The sequence below is a fragment of the Cupriavidus pinatubonensis genome (assembly GCF_019602855.1).
Classification (GTDB): Bacteria; Pseudomonadota; Gammaproteobacteria; order Burkholderiales; family Burkholderiaceae; genus Cupriavidus; species Cupriavidus pinatubonensis.
In genome coordinates this window covers 2,909,397-2,931,544 of sequence record NZ_CP080767.1, presented here as the reverse complement: position 1 = coordinate 2,931,544, position 22,148 = coordinate 2,909,397, and the positions used below count along the sequence as shown (strand labels likewise).

The 22,148-nt window shown below is 65.2% G+C and carries 23 protein-coding genes and 1 tRNA gene; 13 read left to right on the top strand and 11 right to left on the bottom strand.

Annotated elements, in window-relative coordinates; all coding sequences use genetic code 11:
• Nucleotides 1-39: 39 nt before the first annotated feature.
• Together K2O51_RS26295 and K2O51_RS26290 are read right to left on the bottom strand one after the other, a co-directional pair.
• Nucleotides 40-282, bottom strand: coding sequence for a hypothetical protein (locus tag K2O51_RS26295; protein ID WP_011298764.1), 243 nt, complete (start codon nucleotides 280-282; stop codon nucleotides 40-42).
• Entirely contained in the window at nucleotides 275-1,711 is a 1,437-nt protein-coding gene (locus tag K2O51_RS26290) for an aldehyde dehydrogenase family protein (protein WP_220630957.1), read from the bottom strand. The genes K2O51_RS26295 and K2O51_RS26290 overlap by 8 nt, the downstream gene beginning before the upstream one ends.
• Before the next feature lie 196 nt (nucleotides 1,712-1,907).
• Between K2O51_RS26290 and ppa the strand changes: the two genes are divergently transcribed.
• Both ppa and K2O51_RS26280 read left to right on the top strand, forming a co-directional pair.
• Nucleotides 1,908-2,435 carry an inorganic diphosphatase gene (gene ppa, locus K2O51_RS26285; protein ID WP_011298762.1) on the top strand — a complete coding sequence of 176 codons (528 nt, stop codon included), beginning with the start codon at nucleotides 1,908-1,910 and terminating at the stop codon, nucleotides 2,433-2,435.
• A 180-nt stretch (nucleotides 2,436-2,615) separates the two neighbouring features.
• A complete protein-coding gene (locus K2O51_RS26280; protein WP_011298761.1) occupies nucleotides 2,616-3,191 on the top strand; it encodes a cytochrome b in 576 nt (191 codons plus the stop codon).
• A gap of 7 nt (nucleotides 3,192-3,198) precedes the next feature.
• Here the strand turns inward: K2O51_RS26280 and K2O51_RS26275 are convergent, their stop codons facing one another.
• Nucleotides 3,199-4,446 carry a GNAT family N-acetyltransferase gene (locus K2O51_RS26275; RefSeq protein ID WP_011298760.1) on the bottom strand — a complete coding sequence of 416 codons (1,248 nt, stop codon included), beginning with the start codon at nucleotides 4,444-4,446 and terminating at the stop codon, nucleotides 3,199-3,201.
• A 192-nt stretch (nucleotides 4,447-4,638) separates the two neighbouring features.
• Here K2O51_RS26275 and K2O51_RS26270 point away from each other — a divergent pair, with 192 nt between their 5' ends.
• Nucleotides 4,639-6,687: an NAD(+) synthase gene (locus K2O51_RS26270; RefSeq protein ID WP_140950380.1), complete on the top strand. Its 2,049-nt coding sequence runs from the start codon at nucleotides 4,639-4,641 to the stop codon at nucleotides 6,685-6,687.
• Between the two features lie 13 nt (nucleotides 6,688-6,700).
• Here K2O51_RS26270 and K2O51_RS26265 read toward each other — a convergent pair whose 3' ends face one another.
• The 3 genes from K2O51_RS26265 to K2O51_RS26255 are packed head-to-tail and all read right to left on the bottom strand — an operon-like array spanning nucleotide 6,701 to nucleotide 8,345.
• Nucleotides 6,701-6,958 (bottom strand): hypothetical protein, encoded by a 258-nt coding sequence (locus tag K2O51_RS26265; protein WP_140950381.1) that lies wholly within the window; start codon nucleotides 6,956-6,958, stop codon nucleotides 6,701-6,703.
• Nucleotides 6,959-6,992: 34 nt separating this feature from the next.
• A complete protein-coding gene (locus tag K2O51_RS26260; protein ID WP_011298757.1) occupies nucleotides 6,993-7,319 on the bottom strand; it encodes a DMT family transporter in 327 nt (108 codons plus the stop codon).
• Between the two features lie 36 nt (nucleotides 7,320-7,355).
• The gene (locus tag K2O51_RS26255; protein ID WP_011298756.1) at nucleotides 7,356-8,345 is read right to left on the bottom strand and encodes an SLAC1 anion channel family protein; all 990 of its coding nucleotides are present in this window, start codon (nucleotides 8,343-8,345) and stop codon (nucleotides 7,356-7,358) included.
• A gap of 374 nt (nucleotides 8,346-8,719) precedes the next feature.
• Here K2O51_RS26255 and K2O51_RS26250 point away from each other — a divergent pair, with 374 nt between their 5' ends.
• A complete protein-coding gene (locus K2O51_RS26250) occupies nucleotides 8,720-9,679 on the top strand; it encodes a GlxA family transcriptional regulator (RefSeq protein ID WP_140950382.1) in 960 nt (319 codons plus the stop codon).
• A gap of 288 nt (nucleotides 9,680-9,967) precedes the next feature.
• On the top strand, nucleotides 9,968-10,306 hold the full coding sequence (glnK, locus tag K2O51_RS26245) for a P-II family nitrogen regulator (RefSeq protein ID WP_011298753.1): 339 nt from the start codon (nucleotides 9,968-9,970) through the stop codon (nucleotides 10,304-10,306).
• Between the two features lie 28 nt (nucleotides 10,307-10,334).
• On the opposite strand, the gene K2O51_RS26240 is transcribed toward glnK, so the two are convergent.
• The 3 genes from K2O51_RS26240 to trxB form a co-directional block, all read right to left on the bottom strand.
• Nucleotides 10,335-10,976, bottom strand: coding sequence for a trimeric intracellular cation channel family protein (locus K2O51_RS26240; protein ID WP_011298752.1), 642 nt, complete (start codon nucleotides 10,974-10,976; stop codon nucleotides 10,335-10,337).
• Nucleotides 10,976-11,647: a Smr/MutS family protein gene (locus tag K2O51_RS26235; RefSeq protein ID WP_011298751.1), complete on the bottom strand. Its 672-nt coding sequence runs from the start codon at nucleotides 11,645-11,647 to the stop codon at nucleotides 10,976-10,978. The genes K2O51_RS26240 and K2O51_RS26235 overlap by 1 nt, the downstream gene beginning before the upstream one ends.
• Nucleotides 11,648-11,723: 76 nt before the next feature.
• Entirely contained in the window at nucleotides 11,724-12,689 is a 966-nt protein-coding gene (gene trxB / locus K2O51_RS26230) for a thioredoxin-disulfide reductase (protein WP_011298750.1), read from the bottom strand.
• 166 nt (nucleotides 12,690-12,855) lie between these two features.
• Here trxB and K2O51_RS26225 point away from each other — a divergent pair, with 166 nt between their 5' ends.
• From K2O51_RS26225 to K2O51_RS26215, 3 genes are all read left to right on the top strand, one after another.
• A complete protein-coding gene (locus K2O51_RS26225; RefSeq protein WP_011298749.1) occupies nucleotides 12,856-15,180 on the top strand; it encodes a DNA translocase FtsK in 2,325 nt (774 codons plus the stop codon).
• 151 nt (nucleotides 15,181-15,331) lie between these two features.
• Nucleotides 15,332-15,970: an outer membrane lipoprotein chaperone LolA gene (gene lolA, locus K2O51_RS26220; RefSeq protein WP_011298748.1), complete on the top strand. Its 639-nt coding sequence runs from the start codon at nucleotides 15,332-15,334 to the stop codon at nucleotides 15,968-15,970.
• An 8-nt stretch (nucleotides 15,971-15,978) separates the two neighbouring features.
• Complete coding sequence (locus tag K2O51_RS26215; RefSeq protein WP_041679687.1) at nucleotides 15,979-16,401, top strand: hypothetical protein; 423 nt, start codon at nucleotides 15,979-15,981, stop codon at nucleotides 16,399-16,401.
• Here K2O51_RS26215 and K2O51_RS26210 read toward each other — a convergent pair whose 3' ends face one another.
• On the bottom strand, nucleotides 16,402-16,575 hold the full coding sequence (locus K2O51_RS26210; RefSeq protein ID WP_166487018.1) for a hypothetical protein: 174 nt from the start codon (nucleotides 16,573-16,575) through the stop codon (nucleotides 16,402-16,404).
• Nucleotides 16,576-16,806: 231 nt separating this feature from the next.
• Between K2O51_RS26210 and K2O51_RS26205 the strand changes: the two genes are divergently transcribed.
• Nucleotides 16,807-17,202, top strand: coding sequence for a hypothetical protein (locus K2O51_RS26205; protein WP_140950383.1), 396 nt, complete (start codon nucleotides 16,807-16,809; stop codon nucleotides 17,200-17,202).
• A gap of 3 nt (nucleotides 17,203-17,205) precedes the next feature.
• Here K2O51_RS26205 and K2O51_RS26200 read toward each other — a convergent pair whose 3' ends face one another.
• The gene (locus tag K2O51_RS26200) at nucleotides 17,206-17,880 is read right to left on the bottom strand and encodes a hypothetical protein (RefSeq protein WP_041679686.1); all 675 of its coding nucleotides are present in this window, start codon (nucleotides 17,878-17,880) and stop codon (nucleotides 17,206-17,208) included.
• A gap of 330 nt (nucleotides 17,881-18,210) precedes the next feature.
• Here K2O51_RS26200 and K2O51_RS26195 point away from each other — a divergent pair, with 330 nt between their 5' ends.
• From K2O51_RS26195 to K2O51_RS26180, 4 genes are all read left to right on the top strand, one after another.
• Nucleotides 18,211-19,551 (top strand): replication-associated recombination protein A, encoded by a 1,341-nt coding sequence (locus K2O51_RS26195; RefSeq protein WP_140950384.1) that lies wholly within the window; start codon nucleotides 18,211-18,213, stop codon nucleotides 19,549-19,551.
• Nucleotides 19,552-19,652: 101 nt separating this feature from the next.
• Nucleotides 19,653-20,957 (top strand): serine--tRNA ligase, encoded by a 1,305-nt coding sequence (gene serS / locus K2O51_RS26190; RefSeq protein WP_140950388.1) that lies wholly within the window; start codon nucleotides 19,653-19,655, stop codon nucleotides 20,955-20,957.
• A gap of 79 nt (nucleotides 20,958-21,036) precedes the next feature.
• Nucleotides 21,037-21,126 (top strand) — tRNA-Ser (locus tag K2O51_RS26185).
• 171 nt (nucleotides 21,127-21,297) lie between these two features.
• Entirely contained in the window at nucleotides 21,298-22,140 is an 843-nt protein-coding gene (locus K2O51_RS26180) for a DUF1653 domain-containing protein (RefSeq protein ID WP_011298742.1), read from the top strand.
• Nucleotides 22,141-22,148: the final 8 nt, after the last annotated feature.

The window sequence follows — 22,148 nt, the reverse complement described above, 5'->3', positions numbered from 1 at the left end:
CTCCTCTGGGTTATCGTGTTGTGCGGGGTGTCTGCCGGTTCAGTGTGCGAACGGTCCGCGTCCCCGTAGCGCGTTCGCCACCATCATCACCGCCAGCAGGAACGGCAATGCCACGTACAGGCACCAGTGCACGCGGTCGCCCACGGTATCGCCCCATTTGCGCTTGAAGACCTGCAGCCGCGGCATGCCGGACGGATTGGTGGCGCGCTTGTTCTTCACATGCCAGGCCATCCAGAAAAAGAAGATGGCGAAGGCGACCGACAGGAAATTGATGTTACCCATGTTGAATGGCAATGGTTTTCAGGGTGGTAAAGCCGTACAGGGCCTCGAAACCTTTTTCGCGGCCGTAGCCGGATTGGCCGGTGCCGCCGAAGGGCAGCTCCACGCCGCCGCCGGCACCGTAGTTGTTGATAAAGACCTGACCGGCGCGCAGCTTGCGGGCCAGGCGTAGCTGCCGTCCTCCGTCGCGCGTCCACAACCCCGCGACGAGGCCGTAAGGCGTGCCGTTGGCGAGCGCCACGGCTTCCGCTTCGGAATCGAACGGCATGGCGGCCAGCAGCGGGCCGAACACTTCTTCCTGCGCCAGCCGGTGTGCGGGCGGCACGTCGCGGAACAGCATCGGCACCTGGTAGTAGCCGGACTCCGGCGCTTCCGCGACGATCTGCCCCTGCGCCATCACGGAGATGCCGGCGTGCTGCGCATCGGAAACGAAGTCCCACACGCGTTGCTGCTGCTTGCGGCTGATCAGCGGGCCGCATTCCAGGTCCAGTTCGGACGGGCCGACGCGCAGCGATTCGAACACCGATGCGATCCGGTCCAGCAGAGCATTGTAGAGCGGCCGTTCCACCAGCACGCGGCTGCCGGCCGAGCAGGTCTGGCCGGCGTTCTGCACGATGCCGTTGACGATCACCGGCACCAGCGCATCCACATCGGCGTCGGCAAACACAATCTGTGGCGACTTGCCGCCGAGTTCGAGCGTGACCGGCACATGATTCTCGGCGGCGAGTTGTGATACCAGCTTGCCGGTCTGCGGCGAACCGGTGAACGAGATGTGGTTGATGCCGGGGTGGCGCGCGAGCGCGGCGCCGGCCTCATGGCCGTAGCCGGTGACGATATTGAGCGCGCCTTCGGGCAGCCCGGCCTCGGCGGCCAGTTCGGCCACGCGCAGCAGCGACAGGCAGGCATCTTCCGCTGGCTTGACCACGCAGGCATTGCCGGCGGCCAGCGCCGCGCCGACGCTGCGGCCGAAGATCTGCAGCGGATAGTTCCAGGGAATGATGTGGCCGGTGACGCCGTGCGGCTCGCGCAGCGTGAACACCGTGTAGCCGGGGTTGTACGGAATGGTCTGGCCGTGCAGCTTGTCAACCGCGCCAGCGTAGAACTCGAAATAGCGCGCGACCGCGCGCGCATCGGCCCTGGCCTGGCGCACCGGCTTGCCGGTATCGCGCGCTTCGAGCGCGGTCAGCTCTTCTTCGTGGGCGACCAGCGTGAGCGCCACGCGGTTGAGCAGCCGCACGCGCTCGGCCGGGGCCATCGCGCCCCATGCGCCGTCGGCGGCTTGCCGTGCGGCGTGCACGGCGACATTGATATCGGTGGCGTTGCCGCGCGCGATCTCGGCAAAGGGTTCGCCATTGGACGGGTCGAAAACCTTGATGCGCAGGCCGTTGTCCGGTGCGATCAGGCGGTTGGCGACGAAATGCTGGGCATGCATGAAGGGTCTCCGGGGTCTCCGAGGGATTTTCGTTCAGTCGGAGGCGTGGCTCGGAATTCAGCGTTGGCTGAAGAATGCGCCATTATCGCGCAGCGCGGACGGCGTGCAAGGCACGGGCTTTGTCAGCCTCGGGTCAGGGGGGAGCCGCTATAATGCCGCCCATCCATAAACACACCGCAGGCATCTGGAGAATCGCATGAGCTTCAATCTCGTCTCCCCGGGCAAGGACCTTCCCAACGATTTCAACGTGATCATCGAGATCTCCGCCCAGAGCGATCCGGTGAAGTACGAGGCCGACAAGGAAACCGGCCTGCTGTTCGTGGACCGTTTTATCGGCACCGGCATGCGCTATCCGGCCAACTACGGCTTCATTCCTCAAACGCTGTCGGGCGACGGCGACCCGGTGGATGTGCTGGTGATCACCCCGTTCCCGATCCTCGCTGGCGCTGTCGTGCGCTGCCGTGCACTCGGCATGCTGAAGATGACGGACGAGTCGGGCGTGGATGCCAAGCTGGTCGCCGTGCCGGTGGACAAGCTGTCGCCGGCCACCGCCTTCATGAAGGGCCTGTCGGACGTGCCGCAGAACACGCTGGACCAGATCAAGCACTTCTTTGAGAACTACAAGGCACTGGAAGCCGGCAAGTGGGTCAAGGTCGAAGGCTGGGCCGGCATCGAGGAAGCCCACAAGGAAATCACCGACGGCGTGGCGAACTACAAGAAGTAATTGCCTCACGGTCGACATCGGTCTGGCAGTTTATGCGTCATTCGCGCGCAATGCTGAACGGCTGCTGAACGAACCCCGCTCCGGCGGGGTTTTTTATTGCGGAAAACGTGACGATCGACAAGCCGCAGCCCCGCTTGTCGGGGTACGCTGTCGGTAGTCCCCCAAACCACAGGAGTCCCTATGAACCGCCTTCAGGGCGTGTCCGGTGCCACGGAGTTTCCCGGAACCGTGCGCCGCTACGACGGCCTCGCGATCTTTTTCCACTGGGCTGTATTCCTGCTGATTGCCGCGGCGTACGCGGCGATCGAGCTGAAAGGGTTTGCCGGCAAGGGCAGCCCGGCGCGGTCGCTGGCCATGGCGGCACATGAATGGACCGGCCTGCTGGTCCTGGTCCTTGCCGTGCCGCGCCTGCTGTGGCGCCTGGTACGCGGGGCGCCGCCGGCCGAGCCGGGGTCGCGATGGATGCACCTTGCAGGCGAGGCGATGCACTGGGTGCTGTACCTGTTCATTTTCGCGCAGCCGATCCTTGGCCTGCTCACGCTCAACGCCGGTGGCCACGTACTCACGCTGCCGGGGCTCGGCCTTCAGATTCCGGCATGGGTCGGCCCCGACGACGCCTTGAAGGACCAACTGGAGGAAATCCATGAAACGCTGGGCAACGCGTTCTACCTGGTGATCGGCCTGCACGCCATGGCGGCGCTGTTCCACCACTACATGCTCGGCGATAACACCTTGCGCCGCATGTGGCGGCGCTGAGCGAACGTCAGTCGCGCTGGGCGAACGGCGACCGTTCGTTCAGTTCATCGAGGTAGGCATCGATGCCCTCGCGCTCCCGCACGAGGAAGCGCTCGACGGCATCGGCAAACGCCGGATGCGCGAGCCAGTGCGCGGACCGCGTCGGCACGGGCAGGAAACCGCGGGCCATCTTGTGCTCGCCCTGCGCGCCGCCTTCGAACGTGCCGATGCCGTGGCGGATGCAGAATTCGAGCGGCTGGTAGTAGGCGGTCTCGAAGTGCAGGCACGGGTGATACTCCAGCGCGCCCCAGTAGCGCCCGTACAGCGTGCTGACGCCCGGCGTATCGTCATAGACCACCAGCGAACTGGCGATCGGCTGACCCGCGCGTTCGGCAATCACCAGCAGCAGGTGCTGCGGCATGGAAGCACCAATGCGCTGGAAGAAGTCCAGGTTCAGGTACGGCGTGGAGTGGTGTTCTCGGTAGGTCTGGCGGTAGCAGCGATTGAAGAAGTGCCAGGCCTCGTCATCGATCTGCGCGCCTTGCAGGTGGCGGAACGTGATGCCGGCCTCCGCCACGTGGCGCCGCTCGGCGCGGATGTTCTTGCGCTTCTTCTGCGACAGCGTGGCCAGGAAATCGTCGAAGCTGCCATACCCCGCATTGGTCCAGTGAAACTGCACGCCGTGACGCATCATCATGCCGGCCTCGTCCATCAGGTCCGCCTCGGCGTCGTTGGGGAACAGGATGTGCAGCGACGACAGGCCGCTTTCCGCGGCCAGTGCCAGCGCAAGCTGCAGCAGCAGGCGTCGCGCGTCGGTGTTCTCGGCCAGCAGGCGCGCGCCGCGCACAGGCGTGAACGGGATCGCCGACAGCCATTTCGGGTAGTACTCCAGACCGTTGCGCGCATAGGCGTCGGCCCAGGCCCAGTCGAACACATACTCGCCGTACGAGTGCGATTTAGCGTACAGCGGCATCGCGCCCGCCAGCCTTTCACGCTGTCCATTGGCGGCCGGTGCCCACAGCGTCAGGTAGCGCGCGCTCCAGCCAGTATCGGCACACGCACTGCCACTTGCGTGGAGCGCATGCAGGAACGCATGGCGCAGGAACGGGGTGGCGTCCGGGTCGCTGGCGACCAGGGCATCCCAGGTGTCGGCGTCGATTTCGGCCAGATCCGAAACGATCTCCGTCCTGTAGTCCTGCACGCCGCCAGCTTCTGGCGATTCCGCCCCCTGCAGCGTGTCGGGCACACCGCCCCGGTTGCAAGATTCCGACTGCATTGCGCCTGATTCCCCGTTTCCGACAATCGGGGCGAGTCTACCGGAAACCGTAGGTGGCCGCTCCCGCCGCGGACGATGCCGGGCACCGCGTCGTAGAATGACGTATGGCCGTCACAGCAGCGGCCGCAGGAATCCCCCGATGCCGCCGGCTGCAAGCGCGTGCGATGCAGACGCCGGCAAACAAGGCCCGATATGAAGAATCCGTTTTTCAACCTGTATTCCCACGGCTTTGCGCGCGTGGCCGTGGGCGTGCCGGTCTGCCGTGTGGCCGATCCGGCCTTCAATGCCGCCGAAACGATCGCACTGGCCACGCAGGCCGCAAAGCAGGGCGCCGTGCTGGTCGCCTTTCCGGAACTCGGCCTCTCTGCTTATACGTGCGACGACCTGTTCCATCAGCGTGCGCTGCTCGATGCCTGCGAAGCGGCGCTGGGCACGATTGTCGAGGCGTCGCGCAAGCTTTCCGCCGCGATGATCGTCGGCATGCCGCTGCGGGTCGAGCACCAGTTGTTCAACTGCGCCGTGGTGGTGGCCCGAGGCCGTGTGCTCGGCGTGGTGCCGAAGTCCTACCTGCCGAACTACTGGGAGTTCTACGAGGCGCGCCAGTTCAGCGAAGCCGACAACGCCGCCACCGATTCCATCCGCCTGCACGGCCAGGATGTGCCGTTCGGCGCCGGGCTGCTGTTCGAGATCGAGGACATTCCGTTCTTCCGCTTCCATGCGGAGATCTGCGAAGACGTATGGGTGCCGATTCCGCCGTCGTCGTTTGCGGCACTGGCCGGTGCGACGGTGCTGGTCAACCTGTCGGCATCAAACATCGTGATCGGCAAGTCAGGCTACCGGCACCAGCTGGTGTCACAGCAATCGGCGCGTTGCCTGGCCGCCTACCTCTACACCTCGGCTGGCAAGGGCGAGTCGTCGACCGATCTCGCCTGGGACGGGCAGGCGCTGATTTGCGAGAACGGCGAGCTGCTGGCCGAGTCGGAGCGCTTCGCCGATACCTCGCACGTGTTATTTGCGGATGTGGACGTGGAACGCCTGTCCCGAGAACGCATGCATCAGGTGACGTTCGGCCACTCGGTGCGCCGGCACAAGGCCGAGGTCGACAAATTCCGCGTGGTCCGCTTCCCGCTCGAGGTGTCGCGCGACAAGGCGCTGCCGCTCGAACGCAAGGTGGCGCGCTTCCCGTACGTGCCGGCCGATCCACGCCAGCGCGACGAGCGCTGCCACGAGGTCTACAACATCCAGGTGCAGGCGCTGGTGCAGCGGCTGTCGGCCAGCAAAATTTCCAAGGTGGTGATCGGCGTGTCGGGCGGGCTCGATTCCACACATGCGCTGCTGGTGTGCGCGAAGGCGATGGACCGCCTGGGGTTGCCGCGCTCGAACATCCTGGCCTACACCATGCCGGGCTTTGCGACCAGCGACCGCACGTTGCGCCAGGCGCGCCAACTGATGGAGCTGGTCGGCTGCACCGCGCGCGAGATTGATATCCGGCCGAGTTGCCTCGCGATGCTGAAGGACCTGGACCATCCGTATGCGCGCGGCGAGAAGGTCTATGACGTGACCTTCGAGAACGTGCAGGCCGGCGAGCGCACCAACCACCTGTTCCGGCTGGCCAATCACAACGGCGCCATTGTGATCGGCACGGGCGACCTCAGCGAACTCGCGCTGGGCTGGTGCACCTACGGCGTGGGCGACCATATGTCGCACTACAACGTGAATGCGAGCGTGCCGAAGACGCTGATCTCGCACCTGGTGCGCTGGGTGGCCGAGACCGGGCAGGTCGGCGACAGCGGCTCGGAGGTGCTGATCCATGTGCTCGACACGGATATCAGCCCGGAACTGGTGCCTGGCGATTCGAACCACGGGCCGGAGCAGAAGACCGAAAGCACGATCGGCCCGTACGAGCTGCAGGACTTCAATCTCTACTACACGTTGCGGTTCGGCTTTGCGCCGTCCAAGATCGCGTTTCTGTCACTGCACGCGTGGGGCGATCGCGAACGCGGCATCTGGCCGAACGGGCCGCATGTGGTGCGCAACCAGTACGGTCTTCCGGACATCAAGCGCAATCTGGGGATATTCCTTGATCGCTTCTTCCGTACCAGCCAGTTCAAGCGGTCCTGCATTCCGAATGCGCCGAAGGTGGGTTCGGGCGGGTCGCTGTCGCCACGGGGCGACTGGCGTGCGCCGAGCGACTCCGAATCGGTGGTGTGGCTGAAGGATCTGGAGAAGGTGCCTGACTGAGCGATTGGACAGACTAGGCCGACGGCGGTGACGCAAAGCCGCCGGTCGCCAGATCTTTGCAAAAAGCCATGAGCCAGTCGGCCGTTTCATCAAGCGGGTAGGCCAGTTGCCTGCCGCTGGCGAGGCAGTCGACCACGGCATATCCATAGATGTCGCTGGGGTCCGTGTGCTGCCGTTCGCGGCCGGTCAGGCGGAAGTCTGCGTCGGCGTGCCCGTGGCTGCGAAGCAGGCCCAGGAACAGTACGCGTTCAGCGGTTTCGATCAGTGGCATGGGTTCTGTGTTGTCGCGGGCCTTTGCCGCTGTGTCAGGACGGATCGGCTGAAACCAGCTTCAGCCCGATCACGCCGCACAAGATGAGAGCCACGCAGCCAATGCGGGCCGGTGATGCCGGCTCGCCAAGCAATGCCATGCCCAGCAGCGCCGTGCCGGCGGCGCCGATGCCGGTCCAGACCGCGTAGGCCGTGCCCACCGGCAAGGCGCGCAGGGCCATCGTCAGCAGCACGATGCTGCTGAGTCCGGTGAGCGCGGCAAAGAGGCTCGGCCACAGCCGGCTGAAGCCGGCGGACCACTTCATGCCAAAGGCGAAAGCAACTTCCAGCAGGCCGGCACAGGCCAGCAAGATCCAGGACATCGTGGTAAAGGCGTTGGGTTGAGAGGAAGGGCGCCGTCAACCGACCAGCAGGCGGTGCGTGGACAGCCGATACAGCGTGCGGACGAACAGGACGGCGATGGCGACGGTCAGCAGCGCAAGGATGACCGCGGCGACGATGCGCAGCACGCCGGTCTCCGCATGGTGCGCATACTTCAGCGCGGCATTGGACAGCGCAGCCATCGGGAAGCTGATGGCCCACCACGACGCGGCGAACGGCACCGAGCGCCGGAACACCTTGGCCGCGAGCACCACGAACAGGAACAGGCCGAAGTAGAACAGCAGGGCGGCGAACATGTCGACGTGCTGGGTCACGTTGACATAGGCCAGGAAGCCGACTTCGAAAGGCGCGATCAGGATGATCAGCGAAGGCACCATGCCGGCGGGCAGTGGATCGTGGTGGACCAGGCGGGCAAAGATCATCGTGAAGAACACCAGCGCCATCACCGTGCCGACAGCGACGGCGAACAGGTTGAGCTCCGGCGCCCAGGCCATCGGCATGGTGCCCCCGGCCACGGCGATATCGAGCGTTGCCACACCCGGAATGAGCCACGCAGGCGTCACGTGGGTCGGGTCGCCCTTGCCGAGGAAGAGGCGGCTGGCAATCACATAGGTCAGGGCAATGGTCAGGGCGGCGCCGATGGTCCACACCACCTGACCCAGCGCTTCGCTGTAGACGCCGACGACGGACGACAGCAGCAGGATGGCAATGGTGATGGTGCCAAAGAAATTGCCTGCAATCGGATGGTTGAACTCGGCCTTGACGGCTGCCGGGTACAGGCGCCACTTGGCGAGGTAGCCCGCCGCCAGTGCAAGGAACGTGAGGACCGCCACCACGCCGACGGCATCGGCAATGGCGGGGCTGGTCCCGAACACATTGCTCGCGGCGCGCCATGCCAGCGAGAGCCCTGAGAGGCCCATGACGGCGCCGAACAGGTTGACCGGGAGATGCTGGACCGAACTGCGCTGGGTAGGCGCCGCGGCGGCGGGATTGGCTGCAATAGTCATCGTGCTTTCGTCTGCCTGTATCGAGTGCCGAGCGCGTTGCGTCGGCGATGGAACAACCCCGGACTGCGTTTCGTCCCTGCTATGGGGCTGTCGTGGAATGCATTATGGGAAAAGCTTGCGAAGGCTGAAAGAAGCTAGATACGTCAATTTCTGCCAATCCGTGATCGCTCTCGGTCAACCGCGTTTTCGCCGCGCAAATGACGCCCTAGACTGCGCTCGTCTCCAATCGAGGTATTAGGACGTATGATGAGCAGCAGGAAATTGGGAGGTGCCAGGGTCACCTGGCTGATGGATCCCGTCAGACTAGTTGGCCGAAACTGACTAAACTGGCGGAATCCGTTTCCTCCGCCTCATAGTCATACGGTCGTGAAGTCATGAAGATTGCCGTGCTTGCGTTTCCCGGAGTCCAGATGCTGGATCTGGCCGGCCCTATCGACGTCTTTCACGAAGGGGCGCGCCAGGCAGGGGAGCCGGGTGCCTATGTGTTCGAGATCGTGTCGGCGGTCCCCGGCGTGCTGCGTGCGTCCAATGGCATGACCATCACGCCAGACACGACGCTGGAAACCAGCAGCCCGGATATCGACACTTTGTTGATCGCCGGCAGCCCGCTGGTCAGCCAGGTCGAGAAAGACAGCGCCATCGGAAACTGGCTGACCCGCTATGCGCGCACGGTCCGCCGGCTGGGGTCCGTATGCTCGGGCGCCATGCTTCTGGCACACGCGGGCTTGCTGGACGGCCGCAACGCCACCACGCACTGGAACTCGACCGAACGGCTGTCGCGGCAGTTTCCTCAGGTCAGGGTGCAGCCGGACCAGATCTACGTGAAGGACGGCAATCTCTACACCTCGGCCGGCGTCACAGCGGGGCTGGACCTGGCGCTGGCGATGGTCGAGGAGGACTTCGGCCGCACGGTAGCGCTGAAGGTGGCGCGGGAATTCGTGATGTTCCTGAAGCGCCCCGGCGGCCAGTCGCAGTTCAGCGCGCACCTGGCGGCGCAGGGCGCCGAGAAGAGTGCCATTCGCGATGTGCAGAACTGGGTGCTGGAAAACCTGGCGGAACGCCTGTCCGTAGAGAGCCTGGCCGAGCGGGCCGGCATGAGCACGCGCAACTTCGCGCGAATCTTCAAGCAGGAATGCCAGGTCACGCCGGCGGACTTTGTCGAGGGCGCGCGCATTGACGCGGCGCGCCGCCAGCTTGAGGAAACGCGCAATCCGCTCAAGCGCGTCGCGGCGGTGACCGGCTTTAACGATCCCAACAGCCTGCGCCGGGCATTCCTGCGACGCCTGGGCGTGTCGCCGGCCGACTACCGTCGGCGCTTTCGCTCGACCGTATAGCGTCCAGTATCGCTGGCCTTATGCACAAGCGATCCACAGCCCGTCCACAACCCCTCCACAGGCCTTCCACAGTTTTCCCCGGTCGTTGCCCACAAGGTTATCCACAGTCATGTGGCGTGCAAGGCAGCCCGTCGATGCGCGCGCCAGCGCGCTGTGGGTGCGCATTGAACGGCTCGCGCCGACGATAGACCACGTCAATTGGCTGTTAAAATGAAAAAAATCCACGCCGTCTGCGCTCGCTGCGCGCCGGTGGCGCGTTACCCAAACGACTATAACCAGGGGCCAGTCATGAAGCAGATTACCGCCATCATCAAACCGTTCAAACTCGACGAAGTGCGCGAATCGCTCGCGGATGTCGGCGTGACGGGGCTGACGGTGACCGAAGTGAAGGGATTTGGCCGCCAGAAGGGGCATACCGAGCTGTACCGCGGCGCCGAGTATGTGGTCGACTTCCTGCCGAAGATCAAGATCGAGGTCGTGGTCGCCGAGAACCAGCTCGACACGGTGCTGGACGCCGTCGTCAAGGCCGCGCACACCGGCAAGATCGGCGACGGCAAGATCTTCGTCACGGAGATCGAGCGCGTGATCCGCATCCGCACCGGCGAGCAGGACGAAGCCGCGGTCTGATGCTTGCGCCGGGCGGCGCCGACAGGCGTCAGCTCGGCAGTTTCCAGCCGTAGCTCACCGACACCAGCCGCATGGCGATGATGCTCAGCGCACCGGTGAGCAACGCGGCTTCCTGGTCCACCTGCAGCCAGGTCAGCCCCATGTAGACCCAGCAGCCCACGAACGAGCACGTTGCGTAGGGTGAGCGGTCACGCAGGATCATCGGGACTTCATTGCACAGCACGTCCCGCACCACCCCGCCGAATACCGCCGAGATGATGCCCATCATGACCGCCACGGTCGGGGTCATCTGCGCCACCAGCGCCAGCGAGGCGCCCGTCACCGAGAACAATCCCAGGCCGATCGCATCCGCCACGATCATGGTGCGCTCCGAGGCCACGCGGCTGACCACGCGCAGCACGAAGGACGCGCCGATCGACATCGCGAAGATCAGCAGGACATAGCCTTCGTGCTCGACCCAGTAGAACGGCCGGCGGTCCAGCAGTACGTCGCGCACGGTGCCGCCGCCAAAGGCGGTGGCGAACGCGACCACGAAGGTGCCGACCACATCGAGGCGCTGCTTGCGCGCGTCGACCACGCCTGATACAGCGAAAGACAGCATGCCGATCACCTCCATCACATGGAGGATCAAGGGCAGGCGCCCCATCAGCAATTCGAGCGGCAGGTGCATCAGGTGCGCGGCTGGCGCAACAGGACCATCAGCGCACCGGCGCCGCCCTGCGCTTCGCGCGCCTGGACGAAGGCGATGACTTCGTCTTTCTGCACCAGCCAGCTGCGGACCTTGCCTTTGAGCACGGGGAGCTTGTCGGGCGAACCGATACCCTTGCCGTGGATCACGCGCACGCAGCGCACGCCGTTGCGCACCGAGCGGCGCAGGAATTCCGACAGCGCTTCGCGCGCTTCTTCGGTGCGCAGGCCGTGCAGGTCGACCTTGTCCTGCGGCACCCATTCGCCGCGGCGCAGCTTGCGGATGACGTCCATGCCTATGCCGGGCCGGCGGAAGGACAGCGTCTCATCCGTTTCGAGCAGCATGTCGACATCGTATTCGTCGGACAGCGATGCTTCGAGCACGGCCTTGTCGTTCAACTGCGTCTGCACGGGAACCGGGGCAGGGCGAGGGTTTGAGAGCGTAGCGTGGTTGCGTTCGCGCAACTGGCTGACCTGGCCGACGCTGCTGCGAAAGACATCGGCTTCTTCTCGCGCGCGTTGCGCCGCCTGCTTGGCCGCGAGCCGTTCGGCTTCGCGGCGCTCGGTCTCGGCCTTGAGGTCGTTGCGCAGGGCGGCCAGATCGTTCAGGCCGTAGCGCTTGGTCGGACGGTCGGGTTTGGCGCCGTGCGTCATGGAAAATTCTCCGGGGGCTCGGCGCCAATTATATCGGGAGGGGCGGGCCCGGCCGGTCGGCCGGGCCGCGGAGGGCTTACTTCAGCGCTTCAATGTAGCGCTGGGCGTCCAGTGCGGCCATGCAGCCTGTGCCGGCGCTGGTGATGGCCTGGCGGTAGACGTGGTCCTGCACGTCGCCGGCGGCGAACACGCCCGGGACGCTGGTAGCGGTGGCGTCGCCGGACAGGCCCGACTTCGTCACCAGGTAGCCATTTTCCATGGCGAGCTGGCCGACAAACAGGTCGGTATTGGGCTTGTGGCCGATCGCGATGAACACGCCGGCCAGCTTGAGGTCCTGGGTCTCGCCCGACTTCGCACCGCGGATGCGCAGGCCGGTCACGCCGGAGTCGTCGCCAAGCACTTCGTCGAGCACGCTGTCGTAACGGATCTCGACACGGCCTTCCTTCTCGCGCTGCAGCAGGCGGTCGACCAGGATCGGCTCGGCGCGGAAGCTGTCCCGGCGGTGGATCACGGTGACCTTGCTGGCGATATGGGACAGGTACAGTGCTTCTTCCACAGCGGTATTGCCGCCGCCGACCACGGCGACTTCCTGGTTCTTGTAGAAGAAGCCGTCGCAGGTGGCGCAGGCCGACACGCCGCGGCCCATGAACGATTCTTCGGACGGCAGGCCCAGGTACTGCGCCGACGCGCCGGTGGCGATGATCAGGGCATCACAGGTGTACTCGCCGGCATCGCCGATCAGGCGGAACGGGCGGGCCGGATTGCCGCTTTCATCGACGAGCTTGGCCGTGTGGATGTGATCGAAGATGATTTCCGTCTTGAATTCTTCTGCATGGGCCAGCAGGCGCTGCATCAGTTCCGGACCCTGCACGCCCTTGGCGTCGCCCGGCCAGTTCTCGACATCCGTGGTGGTCATCAGCTGGCCGCCTTGCGCCAGGCCGGTGATCAGCACCGGTTCCAGGTTGGCGCGGGCTGCGTAGACAGCGGCGGTGTAGCCGGCGGGACCGGATCCGAGAATCAGCACTTTTGCGTGTTTTGCCATGATGCGTTCCTGTGGCGGTGCGTCTTGCTGCGCACCGGCATTGCTCGAAACCGACATTATAAGAGGAGCGCGATTTGCCCACTGTTGCAAATTCCAATGGCGGCGATAGCGCCGCGCCACGTTAAAATGGCCGCCACCATCACCTGCAAGTGAACCAGATCAAGGCATGGCGAGAGCAACCACCACAACCCGGACGGACCCGTCGGCGCTGCCTTCGCGCATCGGCAAACTGCTTGGCGAGGTGCGCTGGTTCCTGCTGCTCGCCGTCACGCTGGGCTTCCTCTGCGTGCTGGCCAGCTACAGCAAGACCGACCCCGGCTGGTCCCACGCCAACCAGGTCGCGGACATCCATAACCTTGGCGGCCGCGTCGGCGCCTGGGTCTCCGACGTACTGTTCTTCATCTTCGGTTTCTCGGCCTACTGGTGGGCCGTTCTGCTGGTGCGCCGCTGCTGGCGGGGCTGGCGCACACTGACCGCGGAACTGCCCGAGCGTGAGGACCACCGCCAGGGCGTGACGGTGAGCTGGATCGGCTTCGTGCTGACGCTGTTTTCCAGCATGGGCCTGGAAGCCATCCGCATGTACCCGCTGCGAGCCGCGCTGCCGCGTGCGCCGGGCGGCGTGCTCGGCGACCTGATTGGCGGCTGGATGCAGACCGCGCTGGGCTTTACCGGTGCCACGCTGCTGCTGCTGCTGATGCTGGCCATCGGCCTGTCGCTGTTCTTCCATTTCTCGTGGCTGTCGGTAGCCGAGCATATCGGCGGCTTTGTCGAGACCCTGTTCCTGGGCTTCAAGGCCCGGCGCGAGAGCAAGCAGGACCGCATCATCGGCAAGGCCGCCAAGGTCGAGCGCACCGAAACCGTGGAAGTGCAGCGCGTGCGTATCGAGGAAGCGGCGCCCGTGCAGATCGTGCGGCCGCAGGCGGTGCCCAAGCACGAGCGCGTGGAGCGCGAGAAGCAGCAGCCACTGTTCGCCGATATCCAGGATTCGGACCTACCGCCGCTGGCGCTGCTGGACCCGATCCCGCCGCACCAGGAAACCGTCAGCGCCGAGACACTGGAATTCACTTCGCGCCTGATCGAGAAGAAGCTCAAGGACTTCGGCGTCGAGGTCAAGGTGGTGGCGGCCTACCCGGGCCCGGTCATTACGCGCTACGAGATCGAGCCGGCAACCGGCGTGAAGGGCAGCCAGGTGGTGAACCTCGCGCGCGACCTCGCGCGTTCGCTGTCGCTGGTGTCGATCCGCGTGGTGGAGACCATCCCGGGCAAGAACTACATGGGGCTGGAGTTGCCGAACCCGAAGCGCCAGACCGTGCGCCTGTCGGAAATCCTCGGCTCGCAGGTCTACAACGAGAGCGCTTCCAGCCTGACCATGGCGTTGGGCAAGGACATCGCCGGCAAGCCGATGGTGGCCGACCTTGCCAAGATGCCGCACTGCATGGTGGCCGGCACGACGGGCTCGGGCAAGTCGGTGGGCATCAATGCGATGATCCTGTCGCTGCTCTACAAGGCCAAGCCCGAGAGCGTGCGCCTGATCCTGATCGATCCGAAGATGCTCGAAATGAGCGTCTACGAAGGCATTCCGCACCTGTTGTGCCCGGTCGTGACCGACATGCGCCAGGCGGGCAACGCGCTGAACTGGGCCGTCGGCGAAATGGAGCGGCGCTACAAGCTGATGAGCAAGCTGGGCGTACGCAACCTGGCCGGCTACAACAAGAAGATCGACGAAGCCGCGGCGAAGGAAGAGAAGATCCCGAACCCGTTCAGCCTCACGCCGGACGCGCCGGAGCCGCTCGACAGGCTGCCGACCATCGTCATCGTCATCGACGAGCTCGCCGACCTGATGATGGTCGTGGGCAAGAAGGTCGAGGAACTGATCGCGCGTATCGCTCAGAAGGCGCGTGCCGCCGGCCTGCACCTGGTGCTGGCCACGCAGCGTCCGTCCGTAGACGTGATCACCGGCCTGATCAAGGCCAACGTGCCGACCCGCATTGCGTTCCAGGTCAGCAGCAAGATCGATTCGCGCACCATCCTTGACCAGCAGGGCGCGGAAGCGCTGCTCGGCATGGGCGACATGCTCTATCTCGCCCCGGGAACGGGCCTGCCAGTGCGCGTGCACGGCGCCTTTGTCTCCGACGACGAAGTGCACCGCGTGGTGGAAAAGCTCAAGGAAGGCGGCGAGGCCAACTACATCGAAGGCATCCTCGAAGGCGGCCTGGCTGAAGGCGAGACTGGCACCGATGGCCTTGGCGGCGGTGCCGGCATTGGCGGCGGCGGTGGCGAAGCGGATCCGCTGTACGACCAGGCAGTGGAAGTCGTGCTGAAGAACCGCCGCGCGTCGATCTCGCTGGTGCAGCGCCACCTGCGCATCGGCTACAACCGTGCGGCGCGGCTGCTCGAGGATATGGAGAAGGCCGGACTGGTGTCGGCCATGTCGGGCAACGGCAACCGGGACATCCTTGCGGCCCCGGGCGCCGCAAGGGAAGATGACTGAGCGCCGCATCGGTAACATGTGGTTACCCGGTAACCGGCGCAGTGCGGAATCCGGCGCCGGCCGCACGCTCTAACCTGACAGGTTGCGCCGCCGCCTGATCCAATTGGCACGCGGCGGCGCGGCGCCTTTTCCATCAGCAAGGATCTGATACATGCGAAAACGCATTCTCGTGTCGGCCTGTGCAGCGCTCGCCGTATTTGCTGCGCACATGCCCACGGCGCTCGCCGCCGCCACTGACCAGTTGCAAAGCTTCGTGACCGGCGTGAAGAGCGCCAAGGGCGAATTCACGCAGCGCCAGGTCAAGGGGCAGGGCGACAGCCTCAAGGTCACCGGCACGTCGAGCGGCAGCTTTGTGTTCTCGCGCCCGGGCAAGTTCACGTGGCGCTATGCCAAGCCCTATGAGCAGTTGTTGCAGGCAGACGGGCAGACGCTCTACATCTACGACAAGGACCTGAACCAGGTCACCGAGCGCAAGCTCGACGGCGCATTGGGCTCGAGTCCGGCAGCCATCCTGTTCGGCAGCAATGACCTCGAGAAGAATTTCACGGTCAAGAACGGCCCGACGCGTGACGGCGTCGAGTGGCTGGAGCTGACGCCGAAGTCGAAGGACACGCAGTTCGAGCGGATCGGTATTGGCTTCAAGGGCGGCAATCTGGAGGCGATGGAGTTGCGCGACGCGTTCGGCAACACCACGCTGCTGACGTTCTCGGCCATGCAGAAGAATCCGCAACTGCCCGCGAATGCATTCCGGTTCACGGTGCCCAAGGGCGCCGATGTGATGAAGCAATGAGAGGCGCCATGTCCGCACTGAAACCCGTGGTGTCCAGCGACGCGCGCCGTGTCGCGGTGGCTGCCGTATGCATGGCGGTCGCGCTTGGCTTGTCCGCGTGCGCAACGACGGCCAGCGGCAAGTTCGATGTCGATTCTTTCCTGCGGGCGTCCGACACGGCCTTGCCCGAAGTGCTTGGCAACGCGGCGTTCCTGTCGGCGACGCGCGTGCCGGCGAACGAGTGCGCCGTCATGCTTCAGTCGGCCAGCACCGGCGTGCTCGAAGATTTGCCACCGAGCAGCAGCGCGCGCGGCCCGGCGTGGGTGCTGCATCCCGCCAGTTCGCCAGGGCGGGTCTGGCTCGTCACCAGCGAAGCTGGCGGCGAGCGGACTTGTCATGGTCCGCTGCCCGCCGATGCCATGAAGACGCTGGTCGATCGCGCCAAGGGCTGATTACGTCGCTGCGCTGGGTGCATGCAAGTAGCGCTGGCGCGGCACCGGCAGCGCCTTGAGCTGCTCGCGGCGGATGCGGATGGCTTCCTCATCGCCGCGCTTGATGGCGGCGCGCAGCCTGAGTACCGCTTTGCGGTATTGCTTCTTCTTTCGAACCCGGGTGGTGATGGCCATGGCAGGCAGCCTCCGTTCTGTGGGAAAAGCGCTCGGCGGCCGGCCGGTATGGCGCGGTCGCGCGTGCCATGGTACTGCCGGGATTTCGGCGCAGGCTGGCGTTTGCCAAAAGATTCAGATCGGCCTGCCAAGAAACTGAATGCCCGCGCGACGGGCCCTGTCGCAGAATTGTGGTCTCGCGAAACAAACAGATCGCGACGGCCAGCGATCATCGGATCAAGGAAAAAGAACATGTTCTCCCTGCTTCGTCGCCGTGCACTGCACACGCTTGCCTTTGCAGCCACCCTTGGCGCACTGGGCGTCGGCTGTGCAGCGCCTCCCGCGCCACCTGCCGCATCCGGCAGTCCCGCGCAGGGTTCGTCCCCAAGCCCTATCCAAAGTCCCACGCAGAGCCCGACTGGCCCGCAAGGTGCGCGCGGCACGTCCGAAGGCTGTCAGGCCGACAAGCTGGGCGACGACATCCTGGTCGGCAAGACCGAGGCCGAGGCCATCGTGCTGCTGCAAGGCTGCGCCTGGCGTCTTGGCGAGCGCGACGGCCAGCAGTATCCGGGCACCATGGACTACAACCCGCAACGCCGCACGCTTGGCGTCACGTCCGGCAAGGTTGCGTGGGTGCGCCGCGGCTAGGTTTCAGAGAAGGAATCGCTTGTTGCCGGTTACCTCGGTCGGCTCGACCTTCCGGAAAGTGAGTTTCACGCTGCTGTCGAGCCTTCGGCCAGCTTGCTTGCGCCGAAGCGCGCGTTGCATCACGCCCTTGTGGCCCACCGTGCCTTCGGCATAGGGCTGGCCGTTTCCGATATTCAGCAACCCCGCGGCGAGCGCAGCATTGCGCTCGGCGGCGCTCTTTTCGAGCAGCTTGTCGAGCGCGACGCGGGCGCGCACCTGGGCCATCAGAGTCGCGTCGGACGGATTGGCGCGGGCCCGCTCCGCATCCCACGGCAACCGCACCTTGCCGGCCAGGCGGCGCAGCGCGGCGCGCAGTTCGGGGCCATCCATCTTGTTGTCCTGCACGATCCAGACGGCGTCATGCCGGATCAGTGCTTCGGTGTCCGCCATCCTGCGCAGCAGTACGGCGGGCAGGGCGGGCGCGCTCACCTGGTGCGAGCGGCGGATGGCATTGAGCGTGATGCGCCGGATCTGCGGATTGGCATGGTCGGCCAGGTCGGCGAGCACGCGCTGCGCGGCGTCCGGCGAGTCGATCATTTCGGCCAGCTGGCCCGCCAGGGAAACCTCCTCCACGCTGCTGAGCTTGCCCTTGCCGACAAGCCGGTTCATCTTGAACACCAGAAAGTGATATTTCAGCATAATTCCCCGGGCAATCTTGTTAGCCGCGTGGCGGGAAGCGACATCCGGCCTGCCTCGCCCGCCGCCTTGTCTGTTGTCCCCGGACGGGATTCCGCAAGAATCCTGAGCCGGGCCAAGCCCGGATATCGGCCGTCGCTGGGCGAACCTTGAGGGAAATCAGAACACGCAGAATCCTGCGGCCCATGGGCGTCAGCAGCCCCCCCGCAAGAGCCTTGTCCGCGTCTGCGCGCGGCGCGGCGGAACAATGGTCTACACTCTCACGTTCCCCGGCGCCGCTGGCGCCAACCACGCCGATGCCTTGCAGCTGGCGATTTTCGAGGCCTGAATACCGTGGCGGACACGTTGTTTTCCGATTCTCCCGACCGTTCCCGGCAACCGCTTGCTGAGCGCCTGCGTCCACGCAATATCGACGAGGTGATCGGCCAGCAGCACCTGCTCGGAGCGGGCAAGCCGCTGCGCGTGGCGTTCGAGTCCGGCGAGCCGCACTCGATGATCCTGTGGGGCCCGCCCGGCGTGGGCAAGACCACGCTCGCGCGGCTGATGGCCGATGCGTTCGACGCCGAGTTCATCGCGCTGTCGGCCGTGCTGTCCGGTGTGAAGGATATCCGTGAGGCGGTGGAGCGCGCCGAGCAGTTTCGCGCGCATGGCCGCCGCACGCTCGTGTTCGTCGATGAAGTCCACCGCTTCAACAAGAGCCAGCAGGACGCGTTCCTGCCGCACGTGGAAAGCGGGCTGTTCACGTTCATCGGTGCGACCACCGAGAATCCGTCGTTCGAGGTCAACGGCGCATTGCTGTCGCGCGCGGCCGTGTACGTGCTGAAAAGTCTCGACGATGCCGAACTCACGCAGCTCGCGCAACGCGCGAGCGAAGAGCTGGGCGGTATCACGTGGCAGGAAGAGGCGCTCAAGCTGATCGTGGCGTCCGCCGATGGCGATGGCCGCAAGCTGCTGAACAATATCGAGATAGTAGTCCGCGCGGCACGCAATGCAGGCGCGACCGAGATCGATACCGCTCTGCTGGGCAGCGCGCTGTCCGAGAACCTGCGCCGCTTCGACAAGGGCGGGGATGCGTTCTACGATCAGATCAGCGCGCTGCACAAGTCGGTGCGCGGCTCCGACCCCGACGCCGCGCTGTACTGGTTCTGCCGCATGATCGACGGCGGCGCGGATCCACGCTACCTCGCACGGCGTATCGTGCGCATGGCGTGGGAGGACATCGGGCTGGCCGATCCGCGCGCCGCCCGGATCACACTGGACGCCGCCGAGACCTATGAGCGCCTCGGTTCGCCCGAAGGCGAGCTGGCGTTAGGACAGGCACTGATCTACCTGGCCGTGGCGCCCAAGTCGAACGCCGGCTACAACGCGTACAACGCGGCACGCGCGTTCGTGTCCAAGGACAAGTCGCGCGCGGTGCCGGTGCATCTGCGCAACGCGCCCACGCGGCTGATGAAGGAACTCGGCTACGGCCACGCCTACCGCTACGCGCATGACGAGCCCGAGGCCTATGCAGCCGGCGAGCACTATTTCCCGGACGACCTCAAGGCGCAGGACTGGTACCAGCCAGTACCGCGCGGCCTGGAAGGCAAGATCGCCGAGAAGCTGCGCCACCTGCGCGAACTCGACGCGGCCTGGCACCGCGAGCACAAGGCCAAGGGCAAACCGGCGGAATAAGGCGGCTCGTCCGTGCTGATCGGGTACGGCAGCCGGGCCGGGTGAAGTAAAATGGCGAGTCCGCTGGCATGTCGCCGGCCCCGCACTTCCCACACCGCAACATGCTCGACATCCAGCTGTTCCGCAAAGACATCGACGCCGTGGCGCAACGCCTTGCCACGCGCGGCTTCCAACTCGACGTAGCGGCTTTCCAGGCGCTCGAAAGCGAGCGCAAGCAACTGCAGACCCAGACCGAGGAACTGCAGTCCCGCCGCAACAGCCTGTCCAAGCAGATCGGCATGCTCAAGGGCAAGGGCGAAGACGCCTCGGCTGTGATGGCGGAAGTCGGTGGCATCGGCGATACGCTGAAGGACTCGGCTGCGCGCCTCGAAGAAATCCAGGCCCAGCTTTCCGAACTGATGCTGTCGATCCCGAACCTGCCGCACGAAAGCGTGCCGCTCGGCAAGGACGAAACCCAGAACGTCGAAGTGCGCCGCGTCGGCGAGCCGCGCAAGTTTGATTTCGAAGTCCGTGACCACGTGGACGTCGGCGACAAGCTCGGCCTCGACTTCGATACCGCGGCCAAGGTCACCGGTTCGCGCTTCTCCATGTTGCGTGGCGGCATGGCGCGCATGCACCGCGCGCTGGTGCAGCTGATGCTGGATACCCACACGCTGGAACACGGCTACACCGAGATGTACGTGCCGTACATTGTCAACGCCGCGTCGATGCGCGGCACTGGTCAGCTGCCGAAGTTCGAGGAAGACCTGTTCAAGGTGCCGCGCAAGGTGGGCGGCGAGGATGGCGAGCGTACCGAGAACTTCTACCTGATCCCGACCGCCGAGGTGCCGCTGACCAACATCGTGCGCGATGCCATCGTCGCGGGCGAAAAGCTGCCGCTGCGCTTCGTCGCGCATACGCCGTGCTTCCGCTCCGAAGCGGGTTCGTACGGCAAAGACACGCGCGGCATGATCCGCCAGCACCAGTTCGACAAGGTCGAGCTTGTGCACGTCGTGCCGGCCGAGCAGTCGTTCGACGCGCTGGAACAGCTGACCGGCCACGCCGAGGCGATCCTGAAGAAGCTCGAACTACCGTTCCGCACCATCGTGCTGTGCACCGGTGACATGGGCTTTGGCAGCACCAAGACCTATGACCTCGAAGTGTGGATCCCGGCGCAGAACACGTACCGCGAAATCAGCTCGTGCTCGAACATGGGCGACTTCCAGGCGCGCCGCATGCAGGCACGCTACCGCGTGGGGCAGGGCAAGCCGGAGCTGGTCCATACACTGAATGGCTCGGGCCTGGCCGTGGGTCGTACGCTGGTGGCCATCCTCGAGAACTACCAGAACGCCGACGGCTCCGTCACCGTGCCGACCGCACTGCAGCCGTACATGGGCGGCACCACGCGTCTGGAACCGGAGCTGTAAAAAACTGCATGCCAGGCTCTTGCGCGGGCTGCAGGAACCTGTCTATAATCTTGGTTTCGCTGCACGCGACCAAGTTACCGGAGAGGTGGCAGAGTGGTCGAATGTACCTGACTCGAAATCAGGCGTACCGGCGACGGTACCGTGGGTTCGAATCCCACCCTCTCCGCCAACAAGAAGCTGCCGACTGTTTCGACCACCGGCAGACAAGAAGACTGTAGTAAAACTCAGACCGACTCCTGCGCAAGCAGGCGTCGGTTTTGTTTTTTGTGCGCCGGATTTGCTGTGATCCGGCGCGCGTTCACCGGCCCTGATGCTGGCCGGACCACCGAGGTCTCAGCCGATGACATCCACGCCCGCCGAACTGCCCCGCGATCCCGACCTCGTTCCCGGCATGCCATACCGGCACTACAAAGGCGGCGCCTATGCCGTGGTTGGCCTTGGCCGGTTCGAAGCCGACTTGTCGCCCGTTGTCGTGTATGAAGCGATGCGCGACCGTTCGCTGCTGTGGGTGCGTACCGCCGATGTCTTCAGCGAGCCGGTAGCAACGTCGAACGGTACGGTGCCACGCTTTGCGCCTGACTGGCCGGCCGCGCTGGCTTGCCTCGATTTCCTGCCGCGCAAGGCGGTGCTCGATGTGCTCGCGCTGTACGACGCGCCGTACCGGCACTACCACGACCGCCGACACGTGCTCGAGATGTTCGAGCAAGCCCGTATCCGCGGCGTGGCGCTGAACGCTGCCCAAGCGCTGGCGGTGTTGTTCCATGACGCCGTGTATATCCCCGGTTGCGAACATAACGAAGCCGCTTCGGCCGCGCTGATCGCGACGATGGCACCCGGTGTCGACGCCGGCATCGTTCAACTCGCCGCGCAGATCGTGCTGGATACGCATACCCATGCAGCCACGGTCGCGGATGCAGCGCTCGTACTCGATCTCGATCTGTACCGGCTCGCCGTGCCTGCGGCGGACTTCGACGCCTACAGCCTCGCCGTCTTCGAAGAGAACCGCGCCTTGCTGGCGGCGCACACCGGACTTTCGGGCGAGCCGCTGATGCAGGCGTTCCGGGAGCGCCGTGCCGCCTTCCTGTCCACGCTCGCGCAGCGCCCACGGCTGTTCGTAACTGACGCCTTCGCCGATTGCGAAGCCACGGCGCGCGCCAACATTGCGCGCGTTGCCGCCGACTGAAAACGGCT